The sequence below is a fragment of the Rhizobacter sp. OV335 genome (assembly GCF_900142965.1).
GTDB lineage: Bacteria > Pseudomonadota > Gammaproteobacteria > Burkholderiales > Burkholderiaceae_C > Rhizobacter.
The window spans coordinates 212560-237277 of record NZ_FRCQ01000006.1 but is presented as its reverse complement, the minus strand read 5'-3'; the positions used below and the strand labels follow the sequence as shown (position 1 = coordinate 237277).

General features: G+C 69.3%; 27 protein-coding genes. 11 read left to right on the top strand and 16 right to left on the bottom strand.

What is annotated here, in order from left to right; genetic code table 11:
* Nucleotides 1-487 precede the first annotated feature (487 nt).
* The gene (locus tag BUE42_RS09315) at nt 488-3538 is read right to left on the bottom strand and encodes a PAS domain-containing hybrid sensor histidine kinase/response regulator (protein WP_083614008.1); all 3051 of its coding nucleotides are present in this window, start codon (nt 3536-3538) and stop codon (nt 488-490) included.
* Between the two features lie 72 nt (nt 3539-3610).
* Nucleotides 3611-4639 (bottom strand): NADP-dependent oxidoreductase, encoded by a 1029-nt coding sequence (locus tag BUE42_RS09310; protein WP_073464532.1) that lies wholly within the window; start codon nt 4637-4639, stop codon nt 3611-3613.
* 182 nt (nt 4640-4821) lie between these two features.
* Here BUE42_RS09310 and BUE42_RS09305 point away from each other — a divergent pair, with 182 nt between their 5' ends.
* Both BUE42_RS09305 and BUE42_RS09300 read left to right on the top strand, forming a co-directional pair.
* The gene (locus BUE42_RS09305) at nt 4822-5424 is read left to right on the top strand and encodes a lipocalin family protein (RefSeq protein ID WP_073464529.1); all 603 of its coding nucleotides are present in this window, start codon (nt 4822-4824) and stop codon (nt 5422-5424) included.
* An 11-nt stretch (nt 5425-5435) separates the two neighbouring features.
* Entirely contained in the window at nt 5436-5900 is a 465-nt protein-coding gene (locus tag BUE42_RS09300; RefSeq protein ID WP_083614007.1) for a BON domain-containing protein, read from the top strand.
* 92 nt (nt 5901-5992) lie between these two features.
* Here BUE42_RS09300 and BUE42_RS09295 read toward each other — a convergent pair whose 3' ends face one another.
* On the bottom strand, nt 5993-6202 hold the full coding sequence (locus BUE42_RS09295) for a cold-shock protein (RefSeq protein WP_047511365.1): 210 nt from the start codon (nt 6200-6202) through the stop codon (nt 5993-5995).
* Between the two features lie 307 nt (nt 6203-6509).
* On the opposite strand from BUE42_RS09295, the gene BUE42_RS09290 reads away from it, so the two are divergent.
* From BUE42_RS09290 to BUE42_RS09275, 4 genes are read left to right on the top strand one after another with little or no spacing between them, the layout of a single operon-like run.
* A complete protein-coding gene (locus BUE42_RS09290) occupies nt 6510-7619 on the top strand; it encodes an S-(hydroxymethyl)glutathione dehydrogenase/class III alcohol dehydrogenase (RefSeq protein WP_073464527.1) in 1110 nt (369 codons plus the stop codon).
* 22 nt (nt 7620-7641) lie between these two features.
* Nucleotides 7642-8475: an S-formylglutathione hydrolase gene (gene fghA, locus BUE42_RS09285; RefSeq protein ID WP_073464525.1), complete on the top strand. Its 834-nt coding sequence runs from the start codon at nt 7642-7644 to the stop codon at nt 8473-8475.
* The gene (locus BUE42_RS09280) at nt 8472-9455 is read left to right on the top strand and encodes an LLM class flavin-dependent oxidoreductase (RefSeq protein WP_073464523.1); all 984 of its coding nucleotides are present in this window, start codon (nt 8472-8474) and stop codon (nt 9453-9455) included. The genes fghA and BUE42_RS09280 overlap by 4 nt, the downstream gene beginning before the upstream one ends.
* A complete protein-coding gene (locus tag BUE42_RS09275; protein ID WP_073464521.1) occupies nt 9452-9697 on the top strand; it encodes an RNA-binding S4 domain-containing protein in 246 nt (81 codons plus the stop codon). Before BUE42_RS09280 ends, BUE42_RS09275 begins: the two co-directional genes overlap by 4 nt.
* Here BUE42_RS09275 and BUE42_RS09270 read toward each other — a convergent pair.
* The 4 genes from BUE42_RS09270 to BUE42_RS09255 all read right to left on the bottom strand — a co-directional run bounded on the left by BUE42_RS09270 (nt 9694) and on the right by BUE42_RS09255 (nt 11812).
* Entirely contained in the window at nt 9694-10254 is a 561-nt protein-coding gene (locus BUE42_RS09270) for a porin family protein (RefSeq protein ID WP_073464519.1), read from the bottom strand. The two genes, BUE42_RS09275 and BUE42_RS09270, sit on opposite strands and share 4 nt — an antisense overlap.
* A 186-nt stretch (nt 10255-10440) precedes the next feature.
* Nucleotides 10441-10701, bottom strand: a complete 261-nt coding sequence (locus BUE42_RS09265; RefSeq protein WP_073464517.1) for a VF530 family protein — start codon at nt 10699-10701, stop codon at nt 10441-10443.
* Nucleotides 10698-11201 carry a cupin domain-containing protein gene (locus BUE42_RS09260; protein ID WP_073464515.1) on the bottom strand — a complete coding sequence of 168 codons (504 nt, stop codon included), beginning with the start codon at nt 11199-11201 and terminating at the stop codon, nt 10698-10700. Before BUE42_RS09260 ends, BUE42_RS09265 begins: the two co-directional genes overlap by 4 nt.
* Nucleotides 11198-11812, bottom strand: a complete 615-nt coding sequence (locus BUE42_RS09255; protein WP_073464512.1) for a PAQR family membrane homeostasis protein TrhA — start codon at nt 11810-11812, stop codon at nt 11198-11200. The genes BUE42_RS09260 and BUE42_RS09255 overlap by 4 nt, the downstream gene beginning before the upstream one ends.
* 100 nt (nt 11813-11912) lie before the next feature.
* Here BUE42_RS09255 and BUE42_RS09250 point away from each other — a divergent pair, with 100 nt between their 5' ends.
* The 3 genes from BUE42_RS09250 (at nt 11913) to BUE42_RS09240 (ending at nt 13405) form a co-directional block, all read left to right on the top strand.
* Entirely contained in the window at nt 11913-12656 is a 744-nt protein-coding gene (locus BUE42_RS09250) for a 2OG-Fe dioxygenase family protein (protein ID WP_235002211.1), read from the top strand.
* A gap of 144 nt (nt 12657-12800) precedes the next feature.
* Nucleotides 12801-13052, top strand: a complete 252-nt coding sequence (locus BUE42_RS09245; protein WP_073464508.1) for a hypothetical protein — start codon at nt 12801-12803, stop codon at nt 13050-13052.
* A 62-nt stretch (nt 13053-13114) separates the two neighbouring features.
* Nucleotides 13115-13405 (top strand): hypothetical protein, encoded by a 291-nt coding sequence (locus BUE42_RS09240; RefSeq protein ID WP_143171400.1) that lies wholly within the window; start codon nt 13115-13117, stop codon nt 13403-13405.
* Nucleotides 13406-13412: 7 nt separating this feature from the next.
* On the opposite strand, the gene BUE42_RS09235 is transcribed toward BUE42_RS09240, so the two are convergent.
* Nucleotides 13413-14171 (bottom strand): SDR family NAD(P)-dependent oxidoreductase, encoded by a 759-nt coding sequence (locus tag BUE42_RS09235; protein ID WP_073464503.1) that lies wholly within the window; start codon nt 14169-14171, stop codon nt 13413-13415.
* A gap of 364 nt (nt 14172-14535) precedes the next feature.
* Here BUE42_RS09235 and rsgA point away from each other — a divergent pair, with 364 nt between their 5' ends.
* Nucleotides 14536-15633 (top strand): ribosome small subunit-dependent GTPase A, encoded by a 1098-nt coding sequence (gene rsgA, locus BUE42_RS09230; protein WP_073464500.1) that lies wholly within the window; start codon nt 14536-14538, stop codon nt 15631-15633.
* On the opposite strand, the gene BUE42_RS09225 is transcribed toward rsgA, so the two are convergent.
* From BUE42_RS09225 to BUE42_RS09195, 7 genes are all read right to left on the bottom strand, one after another.
* A complete protein-coding gene (locus BUE42_RS09225) occupies nt 15614-17290 on the bottom strand; it encodes a GGDEF domain-containing protein (RefSeq protein WP_073464498.1) in 1677 nt (558 codons plus the stop codon). The genes rsgA and BUE42_RS09225 overlap by 20 nt on opposite strands.
* 48 nt (nt 17291-17338) lie before the next feature.
* Entirely contained in the window at nt 17339-20503 is a 3165-nt protein-coding gene (locus BUE42_RS09220) for an NAD(P)-binding protein (RefSeq protein WP_073464496.1), read from the bottom strand.
* A gap of 116 nt (nt 20504-20619) precedes the next feature.
* Nucleotides 20620-20838 (bottom strand): hypothetical protein, encoded by a 219-nt coding sequence (locus BUE42_RS09215; protein WP_143171399.1) that lies wholly within the window; start codon nt 20836-20838, stop codon nt 20620-20622.
* Nucleotides 20839-20894: 56 nt separating this feature from the next.
* Nucleotides 20895-22121, bottom strand: coding sequence for an MFS transporter (locus BUE42_RS09210; RefSeq protein WP_073464493.1), 1227 nt, complete (start codon nt 22119-22121; stop codon nt 20895-20897).
* A gap of 27 nt (nt 22122-22148) precedes the next feature.
* The gene (locus tag BUE42_RS09205; RefSeq protein ID WP_073464490.1) at nt 22149-22604 is read right to left on the bottom strand and encodes a YybH family protein; all 456 of its coding nucleotides are present in this window, start codon (nt 22602-22604) and stop codon (nt 22149-22151) included.
* Nucleotides 22605-22631: 27 nt separating this feature from the next.
* Nucleotides 22632-23213 (bottom strand): flavin reductase family protein, encoded by a 582-nt coding sequence (locus BUE42_RS09200; protein ID WP_235002210.1) that lies wholly within the window; start codon nt 23211-23213, stop codon nt 22632-22634.
* A gap of 4 nt (nt 23214-23217) precedes the next feature.
* The gene (locus BUE42_RS09195; RefSeq protein WP_073464486.1) at nt 23218-23847 is read right to left on the bottom strand and encodes an RluA family pseudouridine synthase; all 630 of its coding nucleotides are present in this window, start codon (nt 23845-23847) and stop codon (nt 23218-23220) included.
* 19 nt (nt 23848-23866) lie between these two features.
* Between BUE42_RS09195 and BUE42_RS09190 the strand changes: the two genes are divergently transcribed.
* Nucleotides 23867-24481, top strand: a complete 615-nt coding sequence (locus BUE42_RS09190) for a nucleoside/nucleotide kinase family protein (protein ID WP_073464483.1) — start codon at nt 23867-23869, stop codon at nt 24479-24481.
* A gap of 3 nt (nt 24482-24484) precedes the next feature.
* On the opposite strand, the gene BUE42_RS09185 is transcribed toward BUE42_RS09190, so the two are convergent.
* Nucleotides 24485-24715, bottom strand: coding sequence for a DUF1161 domain-containing protein (locus tag BUE42_RS09185; protein ID WP_073464481.1), 231 nt, complete (start codon nt 24713-24715; stop codon nt 24485-24487).
* Between the last annotated feature and the right edge of the window lie 3 nt (nt 24716-24718).

Below are 24718 nucleotides of genomic sequence, written 5' to 3'. Positions count from 1 at the left end.
CACTCACTTCGTTCGTTGTGGTCAAACAGTCGGCGACAGTCAGTTCACGAAGCGTGCTGCGCACGCGGGCCATGAAACCAGCCAGCTCCGGCGCCCCGTCCCTATTGGCGCGCCACGGCCTCCCCCCGCGCGCCTTTGCGACACCGCCGTGCTCCTTTGGGGGTGAACACCGAAGTGAAGATTGATCCCCGGATTGGCATCCGGGCTACGAACACATGCGGTTCGTGGGCGGGGCGGCCGGGGGCAGGCTGTGGGGGCGACTTCTGGGGCGACGGAGAAGATTGGTTTCGAGGGTGGCACGCGCCAGCGTGCTTCGTAGACCGACTCATCGCCACTGTTTGACCACAACGAACGAAGTGAGTGGAGGGAGTTTGGCGATGCACCCTCGAAGCCGATCTTCTTCGTGCAGTCGGCGCGCCAGCGCCGACCGCTCCAGCTGAGCCCCCACAGCCTGCCCCCGGCCGCCCCGCCCACGCGCACAGCAAGATCACCCAGCAGGAGGCGGCGGAAAGAGACGGTCGAGTCCCCCGAGGAATTCGGCGAAGTCGATCGGCTTGGTCCAGTAGTCGTCGAACCCGGCAGCGCGGGCCCGCGCGATGTCTTCGGGCATTGCGTTGGCCGACAGCGCAACGCAGCGGATGCCCGCCGTCTCCGGCTGGGCACGCAGTCGCCGCAGCACCTCGAAGCCGTCGAAATCGGGCAGCTGCATGTCGATCAACACCAGGTCCGGCTGCAGCTCGCGGGCGCGCGCCACACCGGCCTCGCCGCTCGGTGCCGACTCGATCGACAGGCCGGCCTGGCTGCGCACCAGTTCCTCGACCAGCAGCACATTGACCGGGTTGTCCTCGATGTACAGCACCTTCCCGCGGGGCCTGTCCGGCGAGGGGGCCGGCCCGCGTGCAGGCATCGCCGCCGGCGGCGCCACGCCGGCCGGCGCCTGCGCCGCGGCATCGGCGCGCGGCAGGCGGACCTCGAATTGCGACCCCGTGCCCGGTTGACTGCTGGCCATGACGGTTCCTTCCATGCGCTCGACGAGCGCCTTGACGACGGCGAGCCCGATGCCGGTGCCGTCGATGCCTTCGTTCTCGAGACCCAGCCGGTTGAATGGCTCGAACAAATGGGGCAATTGGTCGGCCCGCAGGCCGCGGCCGGTGTCTTCGACGCGCAGCGTCACGTGCGTCGCGTCGACCGTGCAGCTCAACGTGACGCGGCCATGGCGCCGGTTGTACTTGATGCCGTTGGTCAGCAGGTTGATCAGCACCTGGCGCAGCCGGATGCGGTCGGCGCACACCGTCGCCTGCAGCCGGTCGGCATGCAGCGTCACGCCGTGCTCGCGCGCCAGCGCCTCGACCAGCGGCAGCGTCTCGTAGACCACCTCGTGCAGCGCGAGCGGCTGCAGGTCGAGCCGCAGGTTGCCGCTCTCCAGGCTCGACAGGTCGAGCACGTCGTTGATCAGCGACAGCAGGTGCCGGCCGGCGGCGGCAATGTGCTCGACCTTGTGGTTGTGATCGGCGGTCAGCGCGCGCGCATCGAACTGCAGCAGCTGCGCGAAGCCGAGCACCGCGTTCAGCGGCGTGCGCAGCTCGTGGCTCATGCGCGCGAGAAACTCCGACTTGGCCGAACTCTCGCGCTGCGCGACCGCGCGCTCCTGGCGCGCGCTCTCGGCGCTGCGCGCGTCGGTGATGTCCCAGTTGACACCCATGTGGCGGTGCACCTGGCCGCCGGCATCGAGCACCGCGGTCGAGCGCGACGCGAGCCAGTGCACCGAACCATCCGGCCACACGACGCGGAACTCGTAGGCCGCGCTGCTGCGGTTGCGCACCGATTCGGCCAGTGCCGCGGCCACCCGCTCGCGGTCTTCGGGCAGCACCAGCGCCGCGCGCTCGGCCTCGTCGGGCACATGCGCGGAAGGCTCCAGCCCGCGCAGCCGGAACATCGCGTCGTCCCAGACCGACGTGTCGGTGGCCGGCAGCCATTCCCAGGTGCCGATGCCGACGCTGCGCACCGCCAGCCCGATGCGTTCGTTCGCGCTGCGCAGCGCCGCCTCGGTCTTCACGCGTTCGGTCACGTCGATCGTGATGCCGAACAGCATCGGCCGGCCGTCGCGCGATTCGCGCCGCACCCGGTTCACCAGCCAGCGCAGCTCGCCGTCCGGGCGGCGGATGCGGTACTCGTGCTCCACCGACACCTCGGGCGTCGCGCGGATCTCGTCGCGCACGCGCTCCATGAAGGCCCGGTCGTCGGGGTGCACCACCTCGTTCATCCACTCGGCACCGGTGGGCACGCCGCGCTCCTTCGGCCGGCCGATGATGCGGAACATCTCGTCGTTCCATTCGGCGCGGCGCGTCTCCGGGTCGCGGCTCCAGATGCCCAGGCCGGCCGCGGTGGCGGCGATCTCCAGCCGTTTGGCCATCTCGGTCGCGCGCCGGGTGTGCTCGACCTGCTCGGTCACGTCGAGCGCGACGCCGACGAACTCGATCGGCGTGCCGTCGGCATCGCGGCGCACGACGCGGCGCGTCAGCACGTAGCGGAAGCTGCCGTCCGGGCGGCGGTAGCGGGCCTCCATGTCGACCGGCCGGTCCGAGCGCAGCGCGGCCTGCGAGGTGGCCAGTACCTGTGGCAGGTCGTCGGGGTGGATCAGCGCGCGCACCTCGTCGAGCGACATGCCTTCGGGCCGTGGCGTGATGTCGAGCACCTGGTACGCACGCTCGTTGTAATACATGCGGTTGCGCTTCAGGTCGTGGCGCCAGATCGCGATGTTGCCCAGGTCGACCGCGATCTTCAGTTGCGCGCTGGTGTCGTTGAACGATTCGGCGAGCTCGTAGGCCTCGGTGTCGTCGACCAGGATGCCGATCGCCCGCGTCGGCGTGCCGCCGGCGTCGGGCTTCACTTCCCACTGCGAATGCACGCGCCGCATCCGGCCGTCGGGCCACACGATGCGGTAGCGCCGGCTGTACTGGCCGGGCTGGTTCATCGACTCGAACATCTTCGGGTCGACGCGGTCGTCCGGGTGGATGCGCTGCGACGTGAGCGCGAAATTCGGCGTGCCGTCGGCGGGGTCCATGCCGAAGAAGCGGAACATGTGGCGGTCCCAGCGGCCCTCGCCGGACGGGATGTCGCGCTCCCAGACGCCGAGGCGGCCGAACTCCTGCGCCATGTCGAGCAGCTCGGCCAGCCGGCGGGCCTCGTCGCCGAGCGTGCGCAACTCGGTGATGTCTCGCACCACCAGCAGCTGCGGCCCCGGCGACTGCAAGCTCAGCCAGCGCGGCGTGCCCGAAGGCGGGGTCCAGCGGTGGGCCTCGGCCGCCAGCGCGGCCTGCGGCGGCAGGCCGAGCAGCTCGCGCACATCGCGGCCCGCCAGCGCACCGGCCGGCAGGCCGCAAACGGCCTCGAGGCGGCCGTTGCTCCACGCGATGCGGCCGGCCTGGTCGAGCTGCAGCAGTGCATCCGGGCTCGCCGCCAGCAGGGCATGCGCGGCCGCCACGCCGGGAGCGGGCATGCCGGGGGGCGCATCGAGGGGCACGTCAGGGACAGCCATGGAAGGCAAGTGTTGGGCCGAATGCCGCAGGCGTCCAGCGCACTTGCCCGCAGGGACGCCTGTCTGTGGGGCTCAGGCCGCGACCTGCAGCACCAGCTTGCCGAAGTTCTCGCCGCTGAACAGCTTCAGCAGCGCCTGCGGGAAGTTGTCGAGCCCGGTGACCACGTCTTCGCGGCTCTTGATGCGCCCGGCCTGCAGCAGCTCGCCCAGCTCGGCGATCGCGACCGGGTAGCGGTCGGCGTAGTCGAACACCACCATGCCCTCCATGCGGGCGCGGTTGACCAGCAGCGACAGGTAGTTGGCGGGGCCCTTCACCGGCGTCGTGTTGTTGTACTGGCTGATTGCGCCGCAGATCACGATGCGGGCATGGCGGTTGATGCGCGTCAGCACGGCGTCGAGGATCTCGCCGCCGACGTTGTCGAAATAGATGTCGACGCCATTCGGGCAGTGCTGCTTCAGGCCGTCTTTCACCGGGCCGGCCTTGTAGTCGATGCAGGCGTCGAAGCCCAGCTCCTTGACGACCCACTCGCACTTGGCGGGCCCGCCGGCGATGCCGACCGCGCGCAGGCCTTTGGCCTTGGCGAGCTGGCCGACCGTCTGCCCGACGGCGCCGGCCGCCCCCGAGACGACGACGGTCTCGCCGGCCTTCGGCTGGCCGACGTCCATCAGCCCGAAGTACGCCGTCATGCCGGGCATGCCGAGCACGTTGAGCCACTGCATCGGCGTGCCCAGGCGCGGGTCGATCTTGAACAGCCCGTGGCGGCGGATGCCGGCCTCGGCGATCACGCAGTACTGCTGCACGCCGAGCGTGGCACTGACGATGTCGCCGACCGCGAAGGCGGGGTTCTTCGACGCGACGACGGTGCCGATGCCGCCGGCGCGCATCACCTCGCCGATGCCCACCGGCGGGATGTAGCTCTTGCCTTCGTTCATCCAGCCGCGCATCGCCGGGTCGAGCGACAGCGTTTGCGTCTTCACGAGCACCCCGCCGGCCTCGGGCTCGGCGACCGGCTCGGTCGTGAACTGCCAGTTGTCGGCGGTGGGCAGGCCCACGGGGCGGGCGGCAAGGCGGATCTGCTGGTTCACGAGGCTGCTCGTCATGGCGTTGTCTCCTGGATGTGTTGTGTTCTCGGGATGCGCCGGTCGATGGTAGCGCCGATGTCGACCTTGTCCGACAGCCGATCAGGCGGCGCGCCGACAGGGTGGGGCAGGGGGCGAACCTACAGTGGCCTGCATCAACCGGGTCGACCGATCCGACAAACAAGACCTGCCTGGAGACTGCGATGCGCCTGAGCCTCACCTCGATCCTGACCGTGGCCAGCCTGGCCGTGGCGAGCGTCGCGCTGGCGCTGGCCGCAGGGCAGGACGCGCTGCCGGTGCGCAGCGTCGCGTCGCTCGACGCGCAGCGCTACTCAGGCACGTGGTACGAACTCGCGCGCTTGCCGAACAGCTTCCAGGCGAAGTGCGAAGGCAACGTCACCGCCACCTACCAGCCCACCGGCAGCGGCGCCATCAAGGTGATCAACCGCTGTCGCGCGGCCGATTCGACCTTTGCCGTCTCGGTGGGGCGCGCGACGCCGGTGAAGGGCGACGACAGCGGCGCGAAGCTGAAGGTCAGCTTCCTGCCGACCTGGCTGCGCTGGATGCCGGTGGGACGCGGCGACTACTGGGTCGTGATGCTCGATGCCGACTACCGCTATGCGGTGGTCAGCGAGCCGTCGCGCGAGTACCTGTGGATTCTTTCGCGCACGCCGCAGATGGACGGTGCGCTCTACGACGGCATCGTCGCGCGGCTGCGCGCCGACGGCTACCCGGTGAATCGCCTCGTGCAGACACCGCAGGCCGCCGCGGCGCCGCAGGTGGCGCGCCATGTTCCGTTGATCTGAAGGAGACCGATATGAGCAAGCTCTTGTGGACCTTGTGCGTGACCGCACCGGTCGTCGCGCTGGCAGCGGGGTGTGATTCGAGCGACCACCGCACCGTCGGGCAGAAGCTCGATTCGGCGGTGTCGACCGCCGAGCAGACGGCCGACCAGATGAAGCAGAACGCGAAGCAGTCGGTCGCCGATGTGAAGGCTGCTGCCCGCGATGCGTCGCAGGCGAGCCAGGACGGCACCTCGCAGATCGGCCAGTCGATCACCGACGGGGCGATCACGGCATCGATCAAGGCCGACATCGCGAAGGACCCGGACCTCAGCGCGCTGCGCGTGAACGTCGACACGCACGATGGCAAGGTCGCGCTGTACGGCTCGGCACCGAGCGAGGACGCCCGCCAGCGGGCCGAGCGCATCGCGATGGCGGTGAAGGGCGTGAGCGGCGTCGACAACAAGCTGGCGATCGAGACGGCGCAGGTCAAGCAGTAAGGGACGTCCTCCCCAAAAGAAAACGCGGCCCGGGGGCCGCGTTCGTCTTGCTGGTTAAAGCTTGCTAGACAGGGCTTGCGCCCTGCGCTGCATCACAGCACGCGAATGTTCGCGGCTTGCAGGCCCTTCTGGCCTTGCTTCACTTCGAATTCCACGCGCTGGTTTTCCAGCAGCGTCTTGAAACCGTTGCCCTGGATGTCACGGAAGTGGGCGAACAGGTCAGCGCCGCCCGCGTCTTGAGCGATGAAGCCGTAGCCCTTGCTCTCGTTGAACCACTTCACGGTACCGGTTTGCGTCGTCATGGACGTTTTCCTATTTCTATCAGTAGTAATGCGGCAGCACATGCCGACGCATGCAGAGACACTCAAGAGTTATTCGGGGATTTCAACAGAACCGGGCTGGAACCAGCACGGCGTCGCAAAAGATCACTCACAACCACAGCCTTGCGTATACCTGTGCGGCGAATATACACCACGGGTCGGGACATTCCGCACACTGCTCCGAGAATCGTGGCCGGTGACGGTGTTTCCACACGACATGCCGACGCCCGGCCGGCCGCGCCGCACAATGCCGGCCCAACGCCGACCCTCGGCTTGCAAGGAGTTGCCCATGAAGACGAAAGCCGCCGTGGCCTGGAAGGCCGGTCAACCGCTGAGCATCGAGACGGTCGACCTGGCACCGCCGCGCGCCGGCGAGGTGCTGGTGCAGGTGAAGGCGACCGGCATCTGCCACACCGACGAGTTCACACTGTCGGGTGCCGATCCCGAGGGCCTGTTCCCGGCGATCCTCGGCCATGAGGGCGCGGGCGTGGTGCTGGAGGTGGGGCCGGGGGTCACCAGCCTGAAGCGCGACGACCACGTGATCCCGCTGTACACGCCGGAGTGCCGGCAGTGCAAGTTCTGCCTGTCGCGCAAGACCAACCTGTGCCAGCTGATCCGCGGCACGCAGGGCAAGGGCCTGATGCCCGATGCGACGAGCCGCTTCTCGATCGACGGCCAGCCGATCCTGCACTACATGGGCACGTCGACTTTCAGCAACCACATCGTGGTGCCCGAGATCGCGCTGGCGAAGATCCGGTCGGACGCGCCGTTCGACAAGGTCTGCTACATCGGCTGCGGCGTGACGACCGGCGTCGGCGCGGTGATCTTCACCGCGAAGGTGGAGGCGGGTGCGAACGTGGTGGTGTTCGGCCTGGGCGGCATCGGCCTGAACGTGATCCAGGGCGCGAGGATGGTGGGTGCCGACAAGATCATCGGCGTCGACCTGAACCCGGCCCGCGAGGCGATGGCGCGCAGCTTCGGCATGACGCACTTCATCAATCCGCGCGAGGTCGACAACGTGGTCGACGCGATCGTGCAGCTGACCGATGGCGGCGCCGACTACAGCTTCGAGTGCATCGGCAACACGACGACGATGCGGCAGGCGCTGGAGTGCTGCCACAAGGGCTGGGGCCAGAGCATCATCATCGGCGTGGCGGCCGCCGGCCAGGAGATCTCGACGCGCCCGTTCCAGCTGGTGACGGGGCGCGAGTGGAAGGGCTCGGCCTTCGGTGGCGCGCGCGGCCGCACCGACGTGCCGAAGATCGTCGACTGGTACATGGACGGCAAGCTGCGCATCGACGAGCTGATCACGCACAAGCTGGCACTGAACGACATCAACCACGGCTTCGAGCTGATGAAGCGTGGCGAATCGATCCGTTCGGTGGTGGTGTATGACTAAGAGCGTGACTGACGGCCCGGCGATGAAGACCTTGTCGGAGCACGCCTGCTTCGGCGGCGTGCAAGGTTTTCACGAGCATGCGTCCGACGCGATCGGCCTGCCGATGCGCTTCGGCGTCTTCAGGCCGCCGCAAGCTGCGTCGCAGCGCGTGCCGGTGCTGGTCTACCTCGCCGGACTCGAGTGCAACGAGCAGACCTTCGCGATGAAGGCCGGCGCACAGCAGCATGCGGCGAAGCATGGGCTGATGCTGGTGACGCCGGACACCAGCCCGCGCGGCACCGGCATCGCCGAGGCCGATGCCTCGTGGGATTTCGGAACGGCCGCGAGCTTCTACCTCGACGCCACCGAGGCGCCGTGGCGTGCGAACTGGCGCATGGCCACCTGGCTGACGCAGGAGCTGCCGGTGTTGCTCGAGGCGCAATTCCAGGCGGACACCAGCCGCCTGGGCCTGTTCGGGCATTCGATGGGCGGGCATGGCGCGCTGACGCTGGGCCTGAAGCATCCATCGCTGTTCCGAAGCGTGTCGGCCTTTGCGCCGATTGCCGCACCGATGCAGAGCCCGTGGGGCGAGAAGGCGTTTCGCGGCTACTTGGGCGAGGACCGCGATGTGTGGCGCGCGCACGATGCAACCGAACTCGTGAAGGCCGGGGCGCGCACCTCGCATCTGCTGATCGACCAGGGCTTGTCCGACAAATTCCTCGCGACGCAGCTGCATCCGGATCTGTTCGAAGCGGCTTGCAACGCTGCCGGTCAGCCGTTGACGCTGCGACGCCATGCGGGCTTCGATCACGGCTACTACTTCATCTCGACCTTCGTGGCGGATCACATTGCGCATCACGCCGAGGGACTCTCATGAAACTCTCAGTCCTGGACCAATCCGTCGCTTTGAGCGGCCAAGGCGAGGACGCCGCCATCCGCGACACCCTCGAACTCGCCCAGCACTGCGAAGCCCTCGGCTACGAACGCTTCTGGGTCAGCGAGCACCACAGCCTGCCGACGATCGTGGGCAGTGCGCCCGAGATCCTGATGGCCGCGATCGCCGCCCGCACGACGCGCATCCGCATCGGCAGTGCCGGCGTGATGCTGCCGCACTACGCGGCGCTGAAGGTGTCGGAGCAGTTCCGCGTGCTCGAAGCGCTGGCTCCGGGCCGCATCGATCTCGGGGTGGGGCGTGCACCGGGCGGCGACATGCGCACCGCGCAGGCGCTGAATCCGCATGCGTACGGGAGCGCCGAGCATTTTCCGGAGCAGGTGCGCGATCTGCAGGCCTGGACCAACGGACTGCGCCACCGGGGCATCGTTGCGCACCCGCGTGGCGAGCATGCGCCCGAGGTGTGGATCCTCGGCAGCTCCGACTACGGCGCGCAGATGGCGGCGCAGTTCGGCTTGCCCTATGCGTTCGCGTACTTCTTCACCGACGGGCAAGGGGCGGAACAGGCGCTCGACCTGTACCACCGGCTCTACCAGCCGAGCGAGCGTCATCCGAAGCCGCATGCGACCGTGTGTGTGTGGGCATTGGCAGCAGACACTGAAGAGGCTGCGTTGCACCTGGCCCTGAGCCGCGAGCGTTGGCGGGTCGATCGCAACCGCGGGCTGCTCGGGCCGCTGCAATCGCCGGATCAGATCGCCGAGCGGGGTTTCACGCCCGACGAACTGGCCACGATCGAGCCGATGCGGCGCAAGGCTTTCGTCGGTACGGCCTCTCAGGTGACCGACAAGCTGCGTGCGCTGGCGAGCGACTTCGGGCTCGAAGAACTCGTGATCAACACCTGGGCGCACGATCCCGCGGTGCGGCGCCATTCGTATGGGCTGCTCGCGCGACAATTCGCCGCATGAACCTGATCGATTTCGAACTGCGCGGTGACTTCATCCCGCTCGATGCGCTGCTGAAAGCCACCGGCGTCTGCCACAGCGGCGGTGCCGCGAAGATGCTCGTCGCCGAAGGCAACGTGGAGGTTGACGGGCAGGCCGAGCTGCGCAAGACCTGCAAGATCAGGGCGGGGCAGGTGGTCGGGCTGACCGGCACGCGCATCCGCGTGCTGGCGCCCAACCCGCCCGCCCCTGAGGCCGCTGGTTAGAAGCGGTAGTTCACGCCGACCGAGAACATGTCGGTGTTGTCCTTGATGTCCAGCGCCTTCACGCGGTACCGCTCCCATTCGCCACGAATCGCGGTGTTCTTCGACAGGTCGTACTGCACGCCCGCACCGTACTTGATGTCGGTGCCGCGCTCGCTGTCGTTCACGCCGTTGATGGTGCGGTCGGCCTTGCCGTTGTAGACGCCCACGCGGCCCAGCAGCGAGAAGTCCTGCGCCACCGGGAAGGTGCCGACGGCGTCGAGGAAGATGCCGTTGTTCAGCTTTAGTTCGCTGCCGCTGCTGCTGTACTTGCCCAGGCCGATCCACCCGCCTTCGAGGCTGAAGTTCGGCGTGAACTGGTAGCCGCCGTACACTTTGCCGCCGGTGTCGGTGGTGTCGGTGTCGAACCCGCCGATGTTGTCGCCGTGGAACTTGGTCGTGCCCACGCTGCCGCCGATGTACGGGCCGGGCTGGACCGATTGGGCTTGCGCCGCGAGCGCCATCAGCGAGACGGCCGAGGCGATGACGAGTTTGCTGCTCAGTTTGGTGATGCTGGTCATGTGTTCACTCCTGCTTTCTCTTCAGTAAGGGACTGCCGGATCGCTTGTCCGACATGCAAGCAGGATCGGCCGCGCATGTGAACGCGGCACCCTCTGAACGTGAAGTTTTTCGAGGGGCTGCAACATGGTGTTGCAGCGCAGCAGAAATACGGAACTTCGCTGTTGGAACCGGCTCGAAGGCCCAGCTCAGCGCGGCTTGCTCGCGCGCGCCGCGCGGTCTCTTTCACGCAACATGAAGAGGTACAGGCTCTCGACCTTTTCGCGGGCCCACGGCGTCTTGCGCAGCACCTTCAGGCTCGACGCGATGCTCGGCTCGATGCTGAAACAGCGCAGCTGGACGCGCTCTGCCAAGCCGTCCCAGCCATAGTGCGAGACCAGCTCGGTCAGCAAGGCCTCGAGCGTGAGGCCGTGCAGCGGGTTGCGGGGTTGGGCGGGGGTGTCGCTCATCCGGCCAGCCTCACGAGATCGGCCTGCCGCGCGTGCACCGCAGCCAGCGCATCGGCGTGATCGCGCAGGAACGAGAAATCGGCGAAGTCGAAGCCCGGTGCGACCGTGGCGCCCACATACGCGAACTCGCCCAGCGGCTCGGCCGCCTGCCACCACTGAGCGGGCACCGTGAAGCGCGGCTGCGTCGCGGCACTCACCGGCGCGAGCGTCACCGACTCGATGCGGGCCAGCGACGGCGGCATCAGCCACAGCCGCAGCGGACCGCCTTCGAGCAGGTGCCAGACCTCGTCGGACGCGACCCGGTGCCAGGCGCTGAACTGGCCGCGTCCGAGCAGGAAATCGATGCTCGTCAGTGCACTGCGCGACGGGCGGCCCCCGGCCGGCGCGACCGATGCTTCCGACCGGAAGAACTCGCGGTAGTGCCCGCCCTCGGGATGCGGCTGCAACTGCAGCAGCGCGATCAGCTCGGCCGCGCGCGGGTGAACATGGCCACCGCTCATGCGACGTACAGCATCACGGTGACGAAGTGGCAGGCCGTGCCCGCCAGCACGAACAGGTGCCACACGCCATGCGCATGGCGCCAGCGCTCGTCGTTCGCATAGAACACGATGCCACCGGTGTAGAACAGCCCGCCGGCCACCAGCCAGGCGAGCGCCGCCCACGGCAGCTCGCGCACCAGCGGCACCGCGGCGATCAGCGCCAGCCAGCCCATCGCCACATACAGCGGCACGGAAGGCACGCGCTCGCGGCCGAGGCTCAGCTCCTTCACGATGCCCAGCACCGCGAGCCCCCACACGACGCCGAACAGCGACCAGCCCCAGGGCCCGCGCAGCGTGACCAGCGCGAACGGCGTGTAGGTGCCGGCGATCAGCAGGTAGATGGCGCAGTGGTCGAACTTCACCAGCACGCGCTTGGCCGCGCCGCGCACGCTGTGGTACAGCGTCGACGCGCCATACAACACGATCATCGTCGCCGCGAAGATGCTTGCGCCGACGATCTGCCATGCATCGCCGTGCAGCGACGCCTGCACGATCAGCACCGTGCCGCCACCGATCGCCAGCAGCAGGCCGGCCAGGTGCGTGAGGCTGTTGAAACGCTCGCCGTGGTACATGAAAACCGCTTTCTGAAAAGGCTTGAGGAGGCGCAGGCCGCAAGCATAGCGGCAGGTCGTGACGCTTGCGGGCTGGCATCATCACGGCATGACAGAACGCATGCTGCCTCCCTACGTCGTCCCCTCGCAACTCGTGCCCGGCCTGCGCGCCCAGGGCCATGGCGTGATCAGCCCGGCCGGCCTGCGCGAATGGATCGCGGCCGATGCCGCCGAGCTGCAGGCGCTCGAGTCGAGCTGGGACGCGCTGCCGCCCGACGCTTACCTGCGCGACGGCGGGCGCTACCGGCGCCGCCGCCATTCCTGCTTCATGGCCGACGGCGCGACGCTTTCGACCTCGCCGCACCGCGCGCACTGGCAGCCGGTGGCCTACAACGCGCTGCACGGCGGCATCGAGCGCTGGTTCGAGCCGATGGAGGCCGGGGTCGTTGCGCAGCCGGTCTGGGCGCGCCTGCTGCTGCGCATGGCCGAGGCCTGCAGCGCGCTGAAGGGCGCGCGGCCATGGTTCATCGAGGCGCACCAGTTCCGCATCGACACCACCGACGGCATCGGCCGGCCGACGCCGGAGGGCGCGCACCGCGACGGCGTCGATTTCGTCGCCGTGCTGCTGGTCGGCCGGCGCGGTGTGAAGGGCGGCGAGACGCGGGTGTTCGAGGCCGAAGGCCCGAACGGCATCCGCTTCACGATGAGCGAGCCCTGGACCACGCTGATGCTCGACGACGAACGGGTGATCCACGAGAGCACGCCGATCCAGCCGCTGTCGGCCGATGCGCAGCACAGCGCGCACCGCGACACGCTGGTGCTGACCTTCCGCCAGGGCGGCTTCCAGGGCCCGGCGGGCGGCTGAAGCGTCCGGATCGCGGCCGGTTCGTCACGCCGGGCTGCAGTTCAGCCGCGTGCCGGGCCGGTCTGTCGCAAGCCGCTGGGAACGGGCGGGGTGCCTGCCGATACTGACTCCATCGACGACATACCCACCGACCTGGAGCCCGACATGACCACCACCCGCCTGACCCACCTGACGCTGATCATCGCCACGCTGTCCGCCGCCGTCGTGCTGCTGTGCCAGCCGCGCGCCCAGGCTGAGCAGGTCGCCACCGCGGTGATCACGATGCCGGCCGTCACCGTGGTCGGCAAGAAGATGCAAGTGGTCGTGATGCCGCAGGTGGTCGTGACCGGCAAGCGCGCGATGTCGGACCTGCAACTCGCGCAGCAGGCCCGCGCGGCCCGCGGCACGCGCGGCTGATTTGCCTGAAAGACCCCGCGCCGCGGCCGGACTGATAATCCCGGCTCGCCAACGAGGTGCCCTTGTCCATGATCTTCCGCCGCGTGTTCGCCTTCCTGATTCGCCTGGTCGTCTTCCTGATCGGCACCATCTTCGCGATCGGGCTGCTGCTGCTGGGGTTCGTCCTCACGCTGTCGTTCGTCGTCTGGGCGCTGCTGCGCGGCTGGCGCCCGCAGGTCCAACGCTTCAAGGTCGATCCGCGCCAGCCGTTCGGCGGCTTCACGCGCCGTGGCCCGGCGGTCGACCCCGCCAACATCGTCGATGTTGAAGCGCGCGAGGTGCCCACCGCACCGCCGCGGCTCGACCGGTCCTGAAGAGGCTTCAGGCGTCGCGCACGTCGGCCACGGGCTGGTGGCCGAAGTCGGCCCGATCCAGGTAGGCGAGCACCTTGGCAGCCGCCTCGGCCGGCGCGGACAAGCCGCCGTTGCGCTGCAGGTTCACGAAATGCACCTGGTCCGGGAACCCATCCGCGGGGTTGTCGCGCAGCCGGGCCTGCATCTCGGTGTCGATGACGCCGGGCGCCAGCGAGACGATCTTCGCGCCGTTCGGCTGCAAGGCTTCATCGAGCGCGATCGTGCGGGCCGCATGGTCGAGCCCGGCCTTGGCCGCGGCGTAGATGGCCTGCCCGGCCATCGCGCGCCGGCCGAGCCCCGACGAGATCTGCAGCACGCGCCGCCGCGTCGGCCACGCGAGCGTCGCGCGCAGGAACGCGGCCGTCAGCAGCAGCGGCGCCTCGAGCCCGACGCGCAACGCGTTCGAGACATCGGTGCCGTCGACGTGGCCGAGCGGGCCGACGCGCGTCAGCACGCCGGCGTTGTTGATCAGCGTCGCGGTGTCGAATGCGGTGTGGTCGAGTTGCGCGAGCCAGGCCGACAGGCGGTGCGCCACCGGCAACGGGGTCGCGAGGTCCATCGCCCATTGCTCGCAGCGCGCCTGGGCGGTGCCGGCCTTCAGCGCCAGCGCCTCGCTGGTGCGCCGTGAAATGCACAGCAGCTGCGTGCCGGGGGCGAGCAGTTGTTCCGCCATCGCCGCACCCAGGCCGCGCGATGCGCCGGTGACGATGTAAAGCGATCGAATCATCCCAACGCTCCAGTCCAGCAGAGGAGCCGCATTGTCGCGCCTTTGCCACGGGTTTGACGCGCCGGTGCGGTGCATGCCACACTGCGCGCCCGGCGATTCCGCGGATCGCCCGGGCCAGCCCCCACCACCCCGCGACAAGGAGACCAAGCGATGAAGAACACTGACATTGCCCTCCTGCTGCCCGCGGATTGCATTTCCGGTCTGCGCTGATCACGCCGATCCCTCTCGGGTCCTGATCGTCCCCGCCGGCACCCTGCCGCCGCGGCACAGCTTTCATTCCTTCGTTGCCCTGCACGGCGTTCGCCGCGCAGGGCCTCTGGCTCGGCGCCTGCGCCGGCCGCGATGATGAGAGACACGACCCACCATGATCGAGATCGATGTCGAGCGCCTGCGCTCGATGGGGCTCACGCCCGCGATGGCCGCCGAGGCCATCTCCTTTGCTTCTTCTTCCCTTCCTGAAACCGCCACCCCCGGCGCGCAACTGATGCGCCTGACCGAAGTGCACCGCGAGACCGTCGAGCTGCACGACGGCGATCAGCCGCACGGCGCGCGCGTGCTGCCCCGCCTGGTGCGCATGCTCGACGACGACGAAACCGGCCTCGCCGTCGGCGACTGGGTGATCGCCGCGCTCGACGCCCACGGCCAGCGCTGGGTGCACGCGCGCGTGCCGCCGCTCACGCACATCGCGCGGCGCGATGCCGACGGCCGCCGCCACCCGGTCGTCAGCAACGTCGACACCGCCTTCCTCGTGATGGGGCTGGACGACGACTTCAACCCGCGCCGCCTCGAGCGCTACCTGCTGCTGGTGCAGGGCAGCGGCGTGCAGCCGGTGGTGGTGCTGACGAAGGCCGATGCGGTGTCGCCGCAGGCGCTCGACAACGCCCGCGCGCAGTTGCGCGGCCGGCTGCCGGCGCAGGTCGAGCTGCTGGCCGTCAACGGCCGCAGCGCCGCGGCGGCGCAGGCGCTGCAGCCCTGGCTGTCAGCCGGCCAGACCGTCGTGCTGATGGGCTCGTCGGGCGCCGGCAAGTCGACGCTCACCAACACGCTGGCCGGTTCCGACCTGCAGGACACCGGCGCGGTGCGCGAGCACGACAGCCGCGGCAAGCACACGACCACCTCGCGCTCGCTGCACCGGCTGCCCGGCGGCGCCTGCGTGATCGACACGCCGGGCCTGCGCACGCTGCGCCCCGACACCGACGAGGCGCGGCTCGCGCTCGGCTTCGAGGACATCTCGACGCTGTCGCTGCAGTGCCGCTTCCGGGATTGCCGCCACGAGGAGGAGCCGGGCTGCGCGGTGCGCGAAGGCGTCGGTGCCGACCGCGTGCGCAACTACCACAAGCTGCTGCGCGAGGTGCGGCGCGACACGCTGACCGTGCTCGAGCGCCACCAGCAGCTGTCCGAGTGGAAGGCGCGCGGCCGCTCGGCACGCGAGCGCATGAAGCTCAAGCGCGGCGAGGATTGAAGGCCTGCGGGGCGCTCTCCGGGGCGTCGCGCTTGGTCGACTTGTGGCGGTACATGCGCGCGTCGGCATGGATCAGCAGCTGGCTGCTGGACGTGATCTCCGAGCCGAACGCGATTCCGAAGCTGATGCCGCAGCCCTCGAAGCCGGCGGCGTGCAGCCGCTCCTCGAAGCGGCGCATGTCGCGCCGCGTCTCGTCTTCATGGCGCATGTCGCCGAGCACCGCGAACTCGTCGCCGCCGAGCCGGAACACCGTCATGTCGCGGTCGCGCAGCGTCTGCAACTGGCGCGAGAACTCGCACAGCAGCGCGTCGCCGTGCGCATGGCCGTGCTCGTCGTTGAGGCGTTTCAGGCCGTCCAGGTCGATCATCACCAGCATCAGTCCGGCCGACGAATCGGCGGCGGTCAGCGCCGTCAGCGCGCGGTCGAAGGCGTGGCGGTTGCCGATGCCGGTCAGCGCATCGGTGCTGGCCTGGTCGAGCGCGCGGTGCAGCTGGACGAGGTAGCCGTCCTTCTCGATCGACAGCAGCCGGATCTTGTCGGCCAGCGCGAAGGCCAGCAGGATCGCGTCGGCGGTGCTGCCCAGCAGCGCGATCAGCTCCGGGTTGCGCACCATGTCCTGGCTCAGGCCGAGGTTGGCCGGCAGGATCACCAGCGCCGGCAGCAGCAGCGCGAGGAAGGCCGCGAGGAAGTAGCGCGCCGGCAGGTAGCCCGACCACAGCCGCAGCAGCCCGGCGACGAGCGCGAGGGTCAGCGAGATCGAGATCGTGATCGTCGCCAGCGTGTGCGCCCACGACATCGCGATGAAGCAGCTCGGCAGCAGCACCAGCGCCAGCACCAGGTTCGCGTAGCCCAGCCACGCGAGCCTCGGCGCGGCCTCGCGCAGCTGCAGGAACTCGATGTAGAAGAGGGTGTTGAACACCACCATCAGGAAGAACGGCAGGTAGTGCCACTGCAGCCCGTGCCAGCCCAGCCATTGCGCGGGAAGGTGGAAGGTCAGTCCCCAGCCCGCCGTGGCGGCCAGCAGGTACAGCGCGTAGTACAGCAGCGCCTTGTCGCGCGTGCCGAGGAACATGAACACGTTGTAGAGCGCGAGCGTCAGCAGCGCGCCGAGCGCGAACAGCGCCAGCACGTTCTCCGAGATCACGGTGCGGCGGTACTCGGCCTTGGTCTGGATGTCGATGCCGGGCAGCCGAGCGAAATAGCGGCTGTCGATGCGCAGCAGCACATGGGCCGAGCTGCCGCGCGGCAGCGTGATGTCGCTGCCGTAGTGCAGCATGTAGGGCGTGTCGGCGTGGTAGCCGGTCACGAAGGTCTGCGGCGGCTGGCCGCCCACATAGACCCAGCCGCCGACGTGCTCCATCAGGCTCGCATGCGGGTCGATCACCCACTGCGTCGCCGAACTGTCGTTGCGCACCGTCGCATGGAACCAGTAGCGCCCGCCGAGCAGCGAGACATGCGCCACCGGTGTCTTGCGGGCCAGCCAGTCGGCCAGGCGGTCGACGTCGGGTGGCTCTTCGCTGGCCTCGGCGAGGTAGAACTGCCCGCTGCGCGTGAGCTCCAGCGGCTCGATCGGCGACAGCGTCGCTTGCGCGAACGCCGGCCCGGCCAGCAAGCACAGCAGGCCGGCGATCCAGGCCACGAGCGTCGGGAATTTCATGAGGTCGTCGACTGTAACAACAGGAATCAGCCGCAGCCTGAAGACTTCTTAAACGTCGCGCTCGCCGACGATCAGCGCCGGATGGCCGCAGATCGCGCGCGCCGTCTGCATGCCGGCCATCGTCGCCGCCTCGACGCAGCCGGCGTTCAGCCCGGTGCGGATCCAGTCGCCGGTGACGAACAGGTTGGCAAAGCCGGTGCCGTCGGTCGCGACGCGATGACGGCTGCTGCCGACCACCGACAGCACGTAGCGCTCCGACGGGTCGACGTTGGCACGCCAGTACTGGCTGTCGAAACGCGCCGGCCCGCGGGCGTCGCTCGGGTCGACCAGCAGCGGCCAGCGGAAGCCCTCGGCGGCGCCGACCGCGTCCGGCCACAGCGTGCCGATACGCCGCTGCAACTGCTCGACGGCGCCGAGCCTCACCTGCTCGGCCATGCGCTTCGGGAACGCATGGTCGCTGTACGGCGGGTAGCTTGAGATCGGCAGCGCGCTGCAGAAGTAAGAGACGTTCTTCGGTGCGATCGCCGGCGGCCAGCTCTCGCGGCACAGCAGCTGGTCCATCGGCGCCCAGGTGTCGAAGGGCTCGCTGAACGCACTGAGCACCGGCTGCTGGCCGTCCGGGCCGGTGAGCGTCCAGCCGAGCGATGCCAGGTCCTGGTTCAGCCACACCTGGTAGGCCTGGGTCGCGACCGCTTTCACGTGCTCGCACGACGCCGCCAGCGCCGGGCTGCGCGCGACGAGCTGCGGGCACAGTTGCGCGACCGACGCGGCCGAGATGCTGAAGATCACCTGGTCGAAATCCGCGCCGAGCTTCAGCGTGCGCGTCGGCAGCGGCTGCCCGAAGGCAGCGGCGTAGACCTCGGGCCAGTCGCTCCAGTTCGATTCGAGGTTGATGCCATGGCGGCGCATCAACGCGGCCTGCGCCGCGTCGAGCTGCTCGAAGCGCGGCGTGCTCGGCCAGCAGGCCAGTCCGTTCACGTCGACCAGCGGGTCGTAGCCCTGCGCCGGGTCGGCGAGCGCCACCTGCTGCGTCATGCGGATCTCGGCGACCTGGCGCCCGGCGGCGTCGGGCACCAGCTCGTCGACCTTGTGGAAGAACTCGAACTTGACGCCGCGCTCTTTCAGCAGCTGGTAGAACGGCGTGAACACCACGTCGCCCATGCCGGCCTGCATCTTCCACATGATCGCGCCGTGGTAGTCGAAGGCGACGCGCAGCATGCCGCGCAGCATCGTGCCGGCCTCGATGTTCGGCTTGTCGAAGTTGCCGTCTTCGTAGGCGAACACCAGGTCGTAGAAGCCGACCACCGGCGCCGACTGCACCGTCACCTGCGGGTTCGCGCCGTGGCGGGTCAGCCAGGCCTGGAAGTCCTCGCCGTTGATCACGTCGAAGCCCTTGGTCAGCACCTCGTCCTCGATCATGCCGATGATGCTGGTCAGCCCCAGGTCGGCGCAGATGTAGAGGCGGCGCAGGTCGTCGGCGATGCTGCTGTCGGCCAGCAGGTCGTTGAAGCGCGCGTGCAGCCAGGTGCGCACGCATTTCAGCGCGCTCGACTGCAGAAGATGATGCTCGGGCGAATGGTCGCGCAGCGCGGCCGGCAGCTCGGCGCTGAAGCGCTGCAGCGCAGCGAACGCGACGCCGACATCGTTGCACAGCGACATCACGTCGTCCTCGACGTGTGCCGCGAGCCGATGCAGCCAGCTGCCGGCGTGCGTGTCGGCCTGGATCGCGCGGTGCGCGTGGCCGACCTGGCCGTGCGCCTCGGCATCTTTCAGCTCGCCCAGCCACTGCTTGATCCACTCGTAGCCGACCAGCACGATCTGCCACAGGTTCAGCGTTTCGCCGCCCTGGCCGGGCTCGCCGGGCATCGCCGGCGTCTCGATCGGCCACAGCCGCCAGTCACCCTGCACGTGTTCGGTCAGCGTGATGAACTGCTGCGGCTTGAAGGCGTCGCGCCAGGTGCGCAGCGGCGCGCCTTCGGGCCGATCCAGCAGCTCGTAGGCGCGCTGGATGGTCTTGAACGCGTTGTCGTAGAAGCCGAACCAGATGTGCAGCCCGTGCTCCTCGATGCGCTGGCCGAGCGCGGCATTGCGCCCGCTCGCGCCCTTGCCGCCGAGCCGCCAGCCCATCTGGTAGACGGTGATGTCGTATGCATTGCGCCAGCCCGGCTGGTCGGTCAGGTAGAAGGCCGCGGTCATCGCCGCGACGCCGCCGCCGAGGATCGCGATCTTCTTCGGCGCGATGCGCGAGTTGTCGTACAGCTCCTCGCCGGCCGGCACCTCGAAATCCATGTCGATGTGGAAGGGCAGGATCGCCGGCTGCGCGCCGAGCTTCAGGCCGAGCGTGCGGTCGAGGGGGAAGCTCGCGAACGGGTGCAGCGTGCAGGTGTAGTCGTCGCCGAGCAACTGCACCTGGCGCACCGCCTTCACGGTGGCCGGCGCGGCGATCAGCGCCTGATAGACCGCCTTGATGCCGGCCGCATCGGGCAGCTGCTTCAGGAAGATCTGCGCGACGCTCGGGCTGCGCAGCATTTGCGCGATCTGCTCCCAGCCGGCGCGGTCGAGCGCCAGGAAGCCGGGCAGGTTGGCGGCCAGCAGCTCGATCGCCTGCTCGACCAGCTCGGGCAGGCCGCCGAGCTCGTGGCGCGTGCCCTTGCCGGTCGTCGCGGCGACCTCGAGCAGTAGATGCAGCTGCAGCACCGAGTCCGGGCTGAACGGCTGGAAGCCCTTGGCCGCCAGCGTGAAGCGGGTGGCCGGCTCGCCGTCGGCCGGCATCGTGTACTCGCACTGGTACTTCGGGTAGCCGAACAGCTCGCGCCCGTTGATCAGCGCCATGCAGTCGTCGACCCAGATGTGGCAGGGGTAGAAGAAGACGCGGCTCACGCCGGTCTGGCCGGCGAGCACCTGGCCAAGCATCACCCAGGTGACGATGTCGGTCTCTTCGCCCCAGCCCTTGACGGCGTCCGACGGCCAGGCCGATTGCGCATGCTGCACCTGCGTGAAGGTCAGCATCACGAACGGCGACAGCACCTTGAAGCTCATCGTGCCGCCGGCCACCGCGGTCAGCGTCTCGTCGACGGTGGCCTGCAGGCGGGCCAGGTCGCCGTGCACGAAGAAGCCATACATCCGCGAGCGGTTCAGCTTCAGCGGTGGGTGCATCAGCGGCGAACCGCCGGGGTAGATGAAGTCTGGGCGGTTCGGTGCTGCTTCGGTCATGGGGCCGAAGTATTACCGCGATGTCGGATAAGTCACGCTTTGTCACCCATTCCAGGGGTGGCAGGATTTCACGACCTGCGGCACCTCCATCGCGAATCGCGATGGAAGACCGTCGATCAGCGATCGTCGAACTGCATGCTGGCCAGCGTCGAGGGCCAGCCGGTGGCCGGTGCGCCGCCGCCGCGGAAGCGGCGCTCGACGGCCACCGGTTGCGGCAGGCCGGGCAGCGAGAAGGGCACGAACTTGCGGCGTTGCGCCGCGCGGCGCCGGACCCACCACAGGCCCACGAGGGCCAGCGCGGCGAGCAGGGCCACCGCGATCAACATCCAGGACATCATCGACATTCCAATACAGCAACCGCGGATTGTCGCAGGCGGGTGTCTGTCGTGTGTCAATCGCCGGTAAGGCGTTGTCGTTGGGCGAGGGCGGGGAACAGCTTCATCCACAAGCCGGCGACGACCAAGGTGCCGACGCCACCCAGCAGCACCGACCCGACCGGCCCGAGCAGCGCCGCGGTGGCACCCGACTCGAACTCCCCGAGCTGGTTCGACGCGCCGATGAAGATCGAGTTGACCGCGCTGACGCGGCCGCGCATCTCGTTCGGCGTCTCGAGCTGCACCAGCGTCTGCCGGATCACGACGCTGACCATGTCGGCCGCGCCGCTGACCCACAGCGCGATCAGCGAGACCACGAACACCTTCGACACCGCGAACACCAGTGTCGACAGCCCGAACAGCGCGACCGCGGCGAACATCAGGTGGCCGACGCGGCGCTGCAGCGGCCAGCGCGTCAGCGCGACCGACATCGCGAGCGCACCGACCGCCGGCGCGCCGCGCAGCAGCCCGAGGCCCCAGGGTCCCACCTGCAGCACGTCGCGCGCGAAGATCGGCAGCAGCGCGGTCGCGCCACCCAGCAGCACCGCGAACAGGTCGAGCGAGATCGCGCCCAGCACCACCGGCCGGTTCCAGATGAAGCCGACGCCGGCCAGCACCGTGCGCAGCGTCACCGGCTCCTTCGGCGGCGGCACGTGCGGGTGGCCGATGCGCAGGAACAGCACCGTGGCGAGTGCGAACAGCGCAGCGCAGACGGCGTAGACGACGTCGGCCCCGGCCACGTAGATGAAGCCACCGATCGCAGGCCCGCCGATGATCGCCGCCTGCATGCCGCCGGAGCTGAAGGCCATCGCGCGCGGCAGCGTGTCGGCCGGCACCAGCAGCGGCACCATCGCCTGCTGAGCCGGCATCTGGAAGGCCTTCGCGCAGCCGATCGCGATCGACAGCAGCAACAGCAGCTCGCGGCTGGCCCAGTGGCCGTGCGTCGCGGTCGCCAGCAGCGCGGCGATCGCCAGCTGCACCGCCATCGACAGTGCGAGGATGCGGCTGCGGTCGTGACGGTCGGCGACGTGGCCGGCGACCAGCGTCAGCAGCAGCGCGGGCAGGAACTGCAGCAGCCCGACCAGGCCCAGGTCCCAGGCGCTGCCGGTGAGTTCGTACATTTCCCAGCCGACAGCCACCATCAGCATCTGGTTGGCCATGGTCGCCGCGACGCGCGCGTACCAGAAGCGCATGAAGGACGGCAGCGAGAACAGCGAGAGCGGAGCGGCGGAGAGTGTGGACACGAAGCGTGGGGGCGAAGAAGGGAGGGATCAGGGGCAGTTGCAGCCCTTGTCGAAGACGATGCGCCAGACGCCCGGCGTCACCTGGCGCCACACCGACGTGAAGCTCGCGACCGGCTTGCCGTCGGGGTCGAACACCGGCCCGGTGCTCAGCGCGAGTTCGCCGGAATCGAGCACCTCGACCTTGTCGGGGCGCCACGAGAACGGCGCCTGGGCGCCTTCGTAGAAGCGTTTCCACCCTGCAGCGACGGCGGCCTTGCCGCGCAGCGGCACGGGGCCGGAGAAGAACACGGTGTCGTCGGCAAGGAAGCGGGTGAAGGCCGCGTGGTCGCGGTCGGCCATGGTCTTCGCGAACGCGCGCTCGGTGTCGGCGACCTGCTGTTCGAGCGTGGCGCGAGGAATGACCGGCACGGCGCAGGCCGACAGCCACAGCGCCGACGCGATCACCAATGACAGGCGGCGGCGGGAGCGGGCGGTGGACTGCATGGAGGGGCGAGGCGTGAGGGGGCGATGTTACGACCGTCGCGGCATCGCCTTGGCGTCGAAGGCCTCGCCGGTCGCGAAGAAGCGGCCACCGGCGATGTAGTGCACCGTGCTGCCCGCCGCGGCGTCGAGCCAGTGGCCGTCGGCGAACAGGCGCGGGTCGGCCCAGGCGGCGATCACCTCGCCGAGGAACAGGTCGTACCGGTTCTGCAGGTGCGGCTCGGGCAGCAAGCGGCATTCGAGCCAGGCGGCGCAACCTTCGAGCAGCGGCGCGTCGATGCGGGCGGCCTCGAAGGCCGACAGGCCGAACGCGGCGAACTTGTCCTGGCCCGGTGGCAGTTCGCTGGCCGAGATGCCGCCGACCGCCAGCGTCGCCTCGGCTTGCGCTCGCGTCGGCACATTCAGCGCGAACGTGCCGGAGCCTTCGACGAGGCGCCGCGTGACGGTGCTCTTGTCGAGCACGACGGCGACCTTGGGCGGGTTGAAGTCGAGCGGCATCGACCAGGCGGCGGCCATGATGTTGCGCTGCCCGCCGTGCGCGGCGCTGACCAGCACGGTCGGCCCGTGGTTCAGCAGGCGGTAGGACTTGGCGAGCTCGACGGGTGCGTGCATGGGGTCAGAACGGAGCGGGGCTGTGGAAGCGCAGCGTGCGGCCATCGACCGGGTGCGCCAGCTGCAGTGATTGTGCGTGCAGCAGCAATCGCGGCGCCTTGGCAAGGGCTTCGGGCGGGGCGTAGAGCGCGTCGCCGACGATCGGGTGGCCGAGCGCCAGCAGGTGCACGCGCAGTTGGTGCGAGCGGCCGGTGACGGGCTCCAGCATCACGCGCGTCGTGCCGGCCGCCGGGTCGCGCTGCAGCACGCTGAAGCGCGTCAGCGCTGGCTTGCCGTCGATGGGGTCGACCTTCTGCCGCGGCCGGTTCGGCCAGTCGGTCAACAGCGGCAGGTCGATCTCGCCGTGCTCCGGGCCGACCAGCCCGTCGACCACCGCGATGTATTCCTTGTGCACCTCGCGCTGCGCGAACGCGTGGCTGAGCCGGCGCTGCATCTCCTTGCCACGGGCGAACAGCATCAGCCCGGAGGTCGACATGTCGAGCCGGTGCACCACCAGCGCATCGGACACCTCGACCTGCACGCGCACGGCCTGGTTGTCGAGCCCGGCCTCGCCGCGGCCGGGCACGGCCAGCAGGCCGGCCGGCTTGTCGACCACCAGCATCGAATCGTCGAGGTACAGGAAAGCGGGGCTCATCGGTGCAACACTGGCGGGCATGAACGAACAGGCATTGGCCCGCGCGCGGGCATTGATCTCACGTGGCGGCCGCCGCATTCTCGGCCTGATCGGCGCGCCGGGTGCCGGCAAGTCGACGGTCGCACAGCAACTGGTCGACGCGCTCGACGGCGCGGCGGTGCTGCTGCCGATGGACGGCTTCCACCTCGCGAACGTCGAACTGGCCCGGCTCGGGCGGGCCGGCCGCAAGGGTGCGCCGGACACCTTCGATGCCGGCGGCTACCGCGCGCTGCTGCAGCGGGTGCGCGGTCAGCAGGCCGGTGGCGGCATCATCTACGCGCCGGAATTCCGCCGCGAGATCGAGGAGCCGATCGCATCGGCCATCCCGATCCCCGCCGACGTGCCGCTGGTGGTCACCGAAGGCAACTACCTGCTGCTCGAGCGCGATGGCTGGGCCGGCGTGAAGCCGCTGCTCGACGAGGCCTGGTACGTCGATGTCGACGAGGCGTTGCGCCGGCACCGGCTCGTCGAGCGCCACATGCGCTTCGGCCGCAGCGAGGCCGAGGCGCGTGCCTGGGAGGCCGGCACCGACCAGCCGAATGCCGCGCTGATCGAGGCGACCGCGGCACGCGCCGACTGGCGCTGCGCGGCCTGAAAGTTACTTGCGGCTGTAGGTGATCTTCTTCGCGCCGCCTTCGCAGCTGCCGACGACCTTGGCATCGCCCGCCTTGTCGGCGTCGACGATCTCCAGCACGTAGCCGGTGACCTGCTTCGCGTCGAGCTTGGCGGCGATCTCGGTCTTCAGTTCGTCGCAGGACTTGCCGGCGGCGAAGGCGGGGGCGGCGGCCAGCGTCAGGGCGGCCAGGGCAAGGGTGAAGGTGGCTTTCATCGG